This is a genomic window from Streptococcus mitis SK597 (assembly GCF_000148545.1).
Taxonomy (GTDB): domain Bacteria; phylum Bacillota; class Bacilli; order Lactobacillales; family Streptococcaceae; genus Streptococcus; species Streptococcus mitis_C.
The window spans coordinates 1-8085 of sequence record NZ_AEDV01000070.1 but is presented as its reverse complement, the minus strand read 5'-3'; the positions used below and the strand labels follow the sequence as shown (position 1 = coordinate 8085).

Here is an 8085-nt window from a genome sequence, read left to right as displayed (position 1 = left end):
CCGGCTTTTTCTACTAGAGATGAAAATTCCTTGACATCTATTCTCAGAGTGCTATACTGTAAGTGTAATCGCCGATTTAGCTTATACTCTTCGAAAATCTCTTCAAACCACGTCAACGTCGCCTTGCCGTATATATGTTACTGACTTCGTCAGTTCTATCTACAACCTAAAAGCAGTGCTTTGAGCTGACTTCGTCAGTCTTATCTGCAACCTCAAAACAGTGTTTTGAGCAGCCTGTGGCTAGTTTCCTAGTTTGCTTTTTGATTTTCATTGAGTATTAGTTGCTAGAGCAAGGCACTCGTAAAGCCTAGGTTATAGGTAGATAAACGACTGAGGATTTGAAAAAATAGATATGTAGAAAAATAACCGTTAAGTCTTATTCTTAGCGGTTTTTTATATTATTTAATAGCGCTGATATTTCATTAATGATGTTTGACTTTGTGATGTTGCTAGTGCTTTAAGTTGATTGCTACTATTTTTGATGGTGTGAATGTGTTTATAAATAATGTACCTAAGCTAAGTACGAAAGTTTTGGACTCTATAATTTTAACATACATTAAAAAATAAATTAATGCGTATTAATTTTTCTTGACTTAAAAATTTTTAATTGATATACTATTTTCAGAGAGCTAACAATTATATATAAATGTACTACTCTATTTCCTAGATAATACTTAGTAAAACTTTTTATAACAAAGGCTAGCAAAGTTAAAGTTTACTATCTATTGGAAGTTAAATAAATATGTAAGGAATTAAAATGAAAAAAAGTACAGTATTGTCATTAACCACAGCTGCAGTTATTTTAGCAGCATATGTCCCTAATGAGGTAATCCTAGCAGATACACCTAGTTCTGAAGATGCTTTAAATATATCTGATAAAGAAACAGTAGTAGGTAAACAAAACGAAAACAAAGAAAAACTTGAAGATATTCATAATGTTATAGAAACTTCAAAGGATACTGAAGAGAAGAAAACAACGGTTATTGAGGAAAAAGAAGTTGTTAGTAAAGAATCTGTGATAGATAACAAAATTAGCAATGAAGAAAAAATCAAAGAAGATTCCAATCAATCCCAAGAAGATAAAGCGGACTCGTCTGCAAGTAAAGACCCAGAAAGTCCCAAAAAAGAGGATAAACTTGTCTATATTGCTGAATTTAAAGATAAAGAATCTGGAGAAAAAGCAATCAAGGAATTATCCAATCTTAAGGATACAAAAGTTTTATATACTTATGATACGGTTTTTAATGGTGTTGCAATAGAAACAACTCCAGATAATCTGGACAAAATTAAACTAATAGAAGGTATCTCATCGCTTGAACGATCACAAAAAGTCCAGCCAATGATGAATCATGCTAGAAAGGAAATTGGAGTTGAAGAGGCAATTGATTACCTAAAGTCTATCAATGCTCCATTTGGTAAAAATTTTGATGGTAGAGGTATGGTCATTTCAAATATCGATACCGGGACAGATTATAGGCATAAGGCCATGAGGATTGATGATGATGCTAAAGGCTCAATGAGATTCAAAAAAGAAGACTTAAAAGGTACTGATAAAAATTTCTGGTTGAGTGATAAAATCCCTCATGCTTTCAATTATTATAATGGTGGTAAAATTACTGTAGAAAAAGCTGATGATGGGAGCGATTATTTTGATCCACATGGGATGCATATTGCAGGGATTCTTGCGGGAAATGATACTGAAAAAGATATTAAAAACTTTAACGGAATAGATGGAATTGCTCCTAATGCACAGATCTTCTCTTATAAAATGTACTCTGACGCAGGATCTGGCTTCGCAGGAGATGAAACAATGTTTCATGCTATTGAAGATTCAATCAAACACAATGTCGATGTTGTTTCGGTATCATCTGGCTTTACAGGAACAGGTCTTGTAGGTGAGAAATATTGGGAGGCTATTAGAGCATTAAGAAAAGCAGGCATTCCAATGGTTGTAGCTACGGGTAACTATGCGACTTCTGCTTCAAGTTCTTCATGGGATTTAGTGGCAAATAATAATCTGAAAATGACCGACACTGGAAATGTAACGCGAACTGCAGCACATGAAGATGCGATAGCAGTTGCTTCTGCTAAAAATCAAACAGTTGAGTTTGATAAAGTTAACATAGGTGGAGAAAGTTTTAAATATAGAAATATAGGGGCCTTTTTCGATAAGAATAAAATCATAACAAACGAAGATGGTTCAAAAGCTCCTAGTAAATTGAAATTTGTATATATAGGCAAAGGTCAAGACCAAGATTTGATAGGATTGGATCTTAAGGGCAAAATTGCAGTAATGGATCGAATTTATACCAAGGATTTAAAAAATGCTTTTAAACGAGCAACGGATAAGGGCGCACGCGCCATTATGGTTGTAAATACTGTAAATTACTACAATAGAGATAATTGGACAGAGCTCCCAGCTATGGGATATGAGGAGGATGAAGGAACTACTAGTCAAGTATTTTCAATTTCAGGAGATGATGGTGTAAAGTTATGGAACATGATTAACCCTGATAAAAAAACTGAAGTTAAAAGAAATAGTAAGGAAGATTTCAAAGATAAATTGGATCAATACTATCCAATTGATATGGCAAGCTACAATTCTAATAAACCGAATGTAGGTGACGAAAAAGAGATTGACTTTAAGTTTGCACCTGACACAGACAAAGAATTGTATAAAGAAGATGTCATCGTTCCAGCAGGATCCACATCTTGGGGACCGAGAACAGATTTACTTTTAAAACCTGATGTTTCAGCACCTGGTAAAAATATTAAATCTACTCTTAATGTCATTAATGGGAAATCAACTTATGGTTATATGTCAGGGACTAGTATGGCAACTCCAATCGTAGCAGCTTCTACTGTTTTGATTAGACCAAAGTTAAAGGAAATGCTTGAAAGACCTGTATTGAAAAATCTTAAGGGAGATGACAAAATAGACCTTACAAGTCTTACAAAACTTGCCCTACAAAATACTGCACGGCCTATGATGGACGCAACGTCTTGGAAAGAAAAAAGTCAATACTTTGCATCACCTAGACAACAGGGAGCAGGGCTAATTAATGTGGCCAATGCTTTGAGAAATGAAGTCGTAGCGACTTTCAAGAACACGGATTCTAAAGGTTTGGTAAACTCTTATGGTTCTATTTCCCTTAAAGAAATAAAAGGAGATAAAAAATACTTTACCGTTAAGCTTCACAATACATCAAACAGACCTTTAACCTTTAAAGTTTCAGCATCAGCGATAACTACAGATTCTCTAACTGATAGACTAAAACTGGATGAAACATACAAAGATGAAAAATCTCCAGATGGTAAGCAAATTGTTCCAGAAATCCACCCAGAAAAAATCAAAGGAGCAAATATCACATTTGAGCATGATACTTTCACTATAAGCCCAAATTCTAGCTTTGATTTAAATGTGGTTATAAACGTTGGAGAGGCTAAAAACAAAAATAAATTTGTAGAATCATTTATTCATTTTGAGTCTGTGGAAGAAATGGAAGCTCTGAACTCCAACGGGAAGAAAATAAACTTCCAACCTTCTTTATCAATGCCCCTAATGGGATTTGCTGGGGATTGGAACAAGGAACCAATCCTTGATAAATGGGCTTGGGAAGAAGGATCAAAATCAAAAACAATGGAAGGTTATGATGATGATGGTAAACCAAAAATTCCAGGAACCTTAAATAAGGGAATTGGTGGAGAACATGGTATAGATAAATTTAATCCAGCAGGAGTTATACAAAATAGAAAAGATAAAAATACAACATCCCTAGATCAAAATCCAGAATTGTTTGCTTTCAATAACGAAGGGATCAACGCACCATCATCAAGTGGTTCTAATATTGCCAAAATTTATCCTTTAGATTCAAATGGAAATCCTCAAGATGCTCAACTTGAGAGAGGATTAACACCTTCTCCACTTGTATTAAGAAGTGCAGAAGAAGGATTGATTTCAATAGTAAATACAAATAAAGAGGGAGAAAATCAAAGAGACTTAAAAGTCATTTCGAGAGAACACTTTGTTAAAGGAATTTTAAACTCTAAGAGAAATGATGCAAAGGGAATCAAATCTTCTAAACTAAAAGTTTGGGGCGACTTGAAATGGGATGGACTCATCTATAACCCTAGAGGTAGAGAAGAAAATGCACCAGAGAGTAAGGATAACCAAGACCCTGCTACTAAGATAAGAGGTCAATTTGAACCGATTGCAGAAGGTCAATATTTCTATAAATTTAAATATAGATTAACCAAAGATTACCCATGGCAGGTTTCCTATATTCCTGTAAAAATTGATAACACAGCTCCTAAGATTGTTTCGGTTGATTTTTCAAATCCTGAAAAAATTAAGCTGATCACAAAGGATACTTATCACAAGGTAAAAGATCAATACAAGAATGAAACTCTATTTGCAAGAGATCAAAAAGAACATCCTGAAAAATTTGACGAGATTGCAAACGAGGTTTGGTATGCTGGCGCCGCTCTGGTTAATGAAGATGGAGAGGTTGAGAAAAATCTTGAAGTAACTTACGCAGGTGAGGGTCAAGGAAGAAATAGGAAACTTGACAAAGACGGAAATACCATTTATGAAATTAATGGTGCAGGAGATTTAAGAGGAAAAATTATTGAAGTCATTGCATTAGATGGATCTAGCAATTTCACAAAGATTCATAGAATTAAATTTGCTGATCATGCTGATGAAAATGGGATGATTTCCTATTATCTAGTAGATCCTGATCAGGATTCATCTAAATATCAAAAGCTTGGAGAGATTGCAGAATCTAAATTTAAAAATTTAGAAAATAGAAAAGAGGATAGTCTTAAAAAAGATACAACTGAGGAAGAAAATCATCAAGACAATGAAGAGTCTATCGAAGAAAAATCTAGCTTGACTATTCATAAAACTATTTCAACAATTAGAGAGTTTGAAAGTAAAGACTTGAAGAAACTCATTAAAAAGAAATTTAGAGAAGTTGATGACTTTACAAGTGAAACTGGTAAGAGAACAGAAGAATACGATTATAAATACGATGATAAGGGAAATATCATTGCTTATGACGATGGTAGTGCCTTAGAATATGAAACTGAAAAACTTGACGAAATAAAATCAAAAATTTATGGTGTTCTAAGCCCATCTAAAGATGGACACTTTGAAATTCTTGGAAAGATAAGTAATGTTTCTAAAAATGCCAAGGTATATTATGGTAATAACTATAAATCGATAGAAATCAAAACGACCAAGTATGATTCCCACTCAAAAACGATGACATTTGATTTATACGCTAATATTAATGATATTGTGGATGGATTAGCTTTTTCAGGAGATATGAGATTCTTTGTGAAAGATGATGATCAGATAAAAGCTGAAACTAAAATTAGAATGCCTGAAAAAAATAAGGAAACTAAGACAGAATATCCCTATGCATCAAGTTATGGGAATGTAATAGAATTAGGAGAAGGAGATCTTTCAAAGAATAAACCAAATAATTTAACTGAAATGGAATCTGGTAAAATCTATTCTGATTCAGAAAAACAACAATATCTATTAAAGGATAATATCATTCTGAGAAAAGGCTATGCACTAAAAGTGACTACCTATAATCCTGGAAAAACGGATATGTTAGAAGGAAATGGAGTCTATAGCCAGGAAGATATAGCAAAAATACAAAAGGCCAATCCTAATCTAAGAGTCCTATCAGAAAAAATAATTTATGCTGATAGTAGAAATGTTGAAGATGGAAGAAGTACTCAATCAGTATTAATGTCGGCTTTGGACGGCTTTAACATTGTAAGGTATCAAGTGTTTAGATTTAAAATGAACGATAAAGGGGAGGCAATCGATAAAGATGGAAATCTTGTAACAGATCCTTCTAAACTTGTATTATATGGCAAGGATGGTAAAGAGTACACAGGAGAAGATAAGTCCAATGTAGAAGCTATAAAAGAAGATGGCTCTACGTTATTTATTGATGCAAAACCAGTAAATCTTTCAATGGACAAGAACTACTTTAATCCATCTAAATCTAATAAAATTTATGTACGGAATCCAGAATTTTATTTAAGAGGTAAGATTTCTGATAAGGGTGGTTTTAACTGGGAGTTGAGAGTTAATGAATCTGTTGTAGATAATTATTTAATCTACGGAGATTTACACATTGATAACACTAGAGATTTTAACGTTAAGCTTAATGTTAAAGACGGTGACATCATGGACTGGGGAATGAAAGACTATAAAGCAAACGGATTCCCAGATAAGGTAACAGATATGGATGGAAATGTTTATCTTAAAACTGGCTATAGCGATTTGAATGCGAAAGCGGTTGGAGTACACTATCAATTTTTATATGATAATGTCAAACCCGAAGTAAACATTGATCCTAAGGGAAATACTAGTATTGAATATGCTGACGGAAAATCTGTAGTCTTTAATATCAATGATAAAAGAAATAATGGATTCGATGGTGAGATTCAAGACAAACATATTTATGTAAATGGAAAAGAATACAAATCATTTGATGATATTAAACAACTAACAGATAAGACACTAAATATTAAGATTGTTGCAAAAGATTTTGCAAGAAATACGACCGTAAAAGAATTCATTTTAAACAAAGATACGGGAGAGGTGAGCGAACTAAAACCTCAGATGGTAACTGTGACCATTCAAAATGGAAAAGAAATGAGTTCAATGATAGTGTCGGAAGAAGATTTCATTTTACCTGTCTATGAGGGTGGATTAGAAAAAGGCTATCAATTTGATGGCTGGGAAATTTCTGGTGTCGAAGGGAAAAAAGACGTTGGCTATGTTATTAATCTATCAAAAGATACCCTTATAAAACCTGTATTCAAGAAAATAGAGGAGAAAAAGGAGGAGGAAAATAAACCTACTTTTGATGTATCCAAAAAGAAAGATAAGGTGCAAGCAAATCATAGTCAATTAGATGAAAATTACAAAAAGGAGGATTTACAAAGAGAAAATCATTCACACAAATCTGATTCAACTAAGGATGTCACAGCTACAGTTCCTGATGAAAATGATAAAGACTTTGAAAATAAGAAGGAAGTTTATCTTAATGAACCAGAGAACATAGATAATAAACATACCAATATTGATAGTAAATCAACTACTAACAATGATAGGTTACCAAAAACCGGAACAGTTAGCGAAGTCTTCACGTCATTAGTTGCCGGAATAATGTTTACTGTAGGTGCATTTCTTGGATTGAAGAAAAAAGATTAAGATGAAGACAAAAGCTATAGATGAAAAAATGGTTTATGTACTGAGATAGTATGATGATGAAACAATTTTGTGAAAATAGCCATTTATAACTCAATTATTTAGTTTACTTTACTTTACTATTAATACTCTTTTTGGATTTATTAATGGACTTAGTTTCGACAACTAATGAATTGATTGAGAGGATTAGTATTGACAATATTGGTCACATTGATTAGAAAATAGAGTCTATCAAAATTTAAAGGCTAATAGAGGTGATGAGACAATTTCAAGGAATTAAGTAGCGTTTGGTTGCTTAATTCCTTTTTATTTGGAAGGAAGTTTTTTACCTGATTCCTTATTTTATCGCTATTATTCAACCACTTAGACCGAGATAGAGACCAGATAGACAAAAGAGCTTGTACTTGAAACTGACCTCTGCTATAATGATTTTTGTAAGGGACGTGAGGGGGGCAGTATTAGACAACTCAAGTTCCTAAAAAAGAAATTGGAGATAAAGAAATGAAAAAATTATTGGGGATTGTATTTTTAATAGCAGCAGCGACAGTAGTGTATTTTGGTTCTGTTGGATGGCCAAATTTTAATGTCAACCTCTGGTCATTGATTCCGGTAGGTTTGTTCCTCTTTTTCACACTAGAGAATCTTTTGAAAAAGGATTACAAGGCTAGTCTGATGTGTTTAACTATTGCCTTTATCATCGCAAATGCAATTTTGGACCTGTTACCAATTTCAAGTGGCTTGGTGATTGGAGCAGGTGTGCTGGCTTGTGTAGGTATTGGTTACCTCTTTCCTGATAAAGAAGGAAAATAATACTCTTCGAAAATCTCTTCAAACCACGTCAGCGT

At 33.4% G+C, this 8085-nt stretch carries 2 protein-coding genes; both read left to right on the top strand.

Annotated features, from left to right (window positions below):
• Positions 1-757: 757 nt before the first annotated feature.
• Entirely contained in the window at positions 758-7243 is a 6486-nt protein-coding gene (locus tag SMSK597_RS09455; RefSeq protein ID WP_000750096.1) for a S8 family peptidase, read from the top strand.
• A 498-nt stretch (positions 7244-7741) separates the two neighbouring features.
• Positions 7742-8050: a hypothetical protein gene (locus tag SMSK597_RS09450; RefSeq protein WP_000734645.1), complete on the top strand. Its 309-nt coding sequence runs from the start codon at positions 7742-7744 to the stop codon at positions 8048-8050.
• The last annotated feature ends 35 nt before the right edge of the window (positions 8051-8085 follow it).